Raw genomic sequence first — 1798 nt, 5'->3', positions numbered from 1 at the left:
GGTGGTGGCTGCGGGGGGGGGGGCGGGGCCGCCGGCGGGGTCTGGGGGGGCGACCCCACGCCGGCGCGCGGGCCCCGGGCGCCGCGCCGCCCCGGCACCGGCCCGCAGGGCGTCCCGGTCAACAAGTCCGCCGCCGCGACCGGCGTCACCGCCGCCGCCCGCGACCCCGCCTGGCGGCTCACCGTCACCGGCCGCGTCGACCGGCCCCTCACCCTGTCCCTGGACGGCCTGCGCGCCCTGCCGCAGCACACCGCGCGGCTCCCGATCGCCTGCGTGGAGGGCTGGAGCGTCGAGGCGGACTGGACGGGCGTGCGGCTGCGGGACCTGCTGCGCCTGGCCGGCGCCCCCGCCGGCGCCAGGGTCCGCGTCGAGTCGCTGGAACGCGGCGGCCCCTACCGCACCTCCATGGTCGACCCGCCGCACTGGACCGACCCGCTCACCCTGCTCGCGCTCGGCCTGAACGGCGCGCCCCTGGCCCTCGACCACGGCTACCCGTGCCGCCTCATCGCACCGAACCGGCCCGGGGTCATCCAGACCAAATGGGTGCACCGGCTGGTGGTGACATGACCTCCCGGATCGCGGTGTGGGCCGCCTACGCGGCGGGCCTGGCGCTCATCGGCTTCGGCGCGCGCGGCATCGCCGACGACGTCCCCGTCGCCCGGTGGGCGGCGTGGTTCGCGGGCGCGGCCGTCCTGCACGACGCCGTGCTGGTCCCGCTGGTGCTGGCCGCCGGGCTGGCCACCGCGCGGCTTCCGGCCGCGGCCAAGCCCGCCGTGCGGGCCGCGCTCATCGTCGCCGGATGCGTCACCGCGGTCGCGCTGCCGCTCGTCCTCGGCTACGGCCGCCGCGCCGACGAGCCGTCCCGGCTGCCGCTGCCCTACGGCCGCAACCTCGCGCTCGTCCTGACCGCGATCGCCGTGGTCGCCGCCCTCGCGGTGGCGGTGCGGCTGGCGCGGCGGCGCAAGGGCGGGCGGCGGTGACGCTCACCGGCGCCCGGCGGCCCGCGGCCCGCGGCGGCGGCACCCGGACGCGCGGGCGGTACGGGTGGGTCGCGGTCGCGGTGTGGGCGGCCGGGATCGCGGCGGCGTTCGCGGCCGGGTGGTACCTGCGGCGCGCCGGGCTGGAGACCGAGGACGCGTTGCCGCCGCTGCACGCGCGGGCGCGGGAGCGGCCCCTGACCTGGGAGCTGCTGCCGGCGGCGGCGTTCGCGGCGGCGGCGGTGGCGGTGCTGCCGCCGCTGGCGGCGCGGCTGCCGTGGCGGGCGGTGCCGGTGCTGGCGTGGGCGGGGTCGGCGGCGTGGGCGGTGGTACTGGCGGCCGGCGACGGCCGGGGCGCGCTCGCCGCGCCGCTGGACGCGCCGACCGAGTACCCGGCCGGGCTGGCGCAGGTGCGGCCCGACCCGCTGGAGTGGGTGCGGACCTTCACCGACCGGCTCGGCGGCTACACCACCCACGTGCGGGGGCATCCGCCGCTGCCGACGCTGGCGCTGTGGGCGCTGGAGCGGGCCGGGCTCGGCGGCACCGGCTGGGCGGCGGCGCTGATCGTCGCGGCGGGCGCGTCCGCGGCCGCCGCCGTCGCCGTCACCCTGCGATGGACGGCGGGGGAGCGGGCGGCGCGCGCGGCGGTGCCGCTGCTGGTGCTGGCGCCGCTGGCGGTGTGGATCGCGACCGCGATGGACGCGTTCTTCCTGGCCGTGGCCGCGTGGGCACCTTGTTGTAGAGCATCTGCGCGCGGTAGGTCTGCTCGCTCGCGCTGGCGTCCGACGGCTTGCCCGACCCGCCGACGGACGTCCAGGTCT

The 1798-nt window shown here is 80.4% G+C and carries 2 protein-coding genes and 1 pseudogene; all 3 read left to right on the top strand.

Going from position 1 to position 1798, the window contains the following annotated elements; genetic code table 11:
• On the top strand, nucleotides 1-567 hold a 567-nt coding region (locus AB0K34_RS46555; RefSeq protein ID WP_364554956.1), incomplete at its 5' end, for a molybdopterin-dependent oxidoreductase.
• Nucleotides 564-980, top strand: a complete 417-nt coding sequence (locus AB0K34_RS46550; protein WP_364554954.1) for a hypothetical protein — start codon at nucleotides 564-566, stop codon at nucleotides 978-980. The genes AB0K34_RS46555 and AB0K34_RS46550, both read left to right, overlap by 4 nt.
• Nucleotides 977-1798 (top strand): annotated as a pseudogene (locus AB0K34_RS46545) (hypothetical protein); the annotation flags it as partial. The gene AB0K34_RS46550 and the pseudogene AB0K34_RS46545, both read left to right, overlap by 4 nt.

It is taken from the genome of Actinomadura sp. NPDC049382 (assembly GCF_040677125.1).
GTDB lineage: Bacteria > Actinomycetota > Actinomycetes > Streptosporangiales > Streptosporangiaceae > Spirillospora > Spirillospora geliboluensis.
Note: the sequence above shows the minus strand (reverse complement) of the source record. Positions and strands in the feature narration are given on the sequence as shown.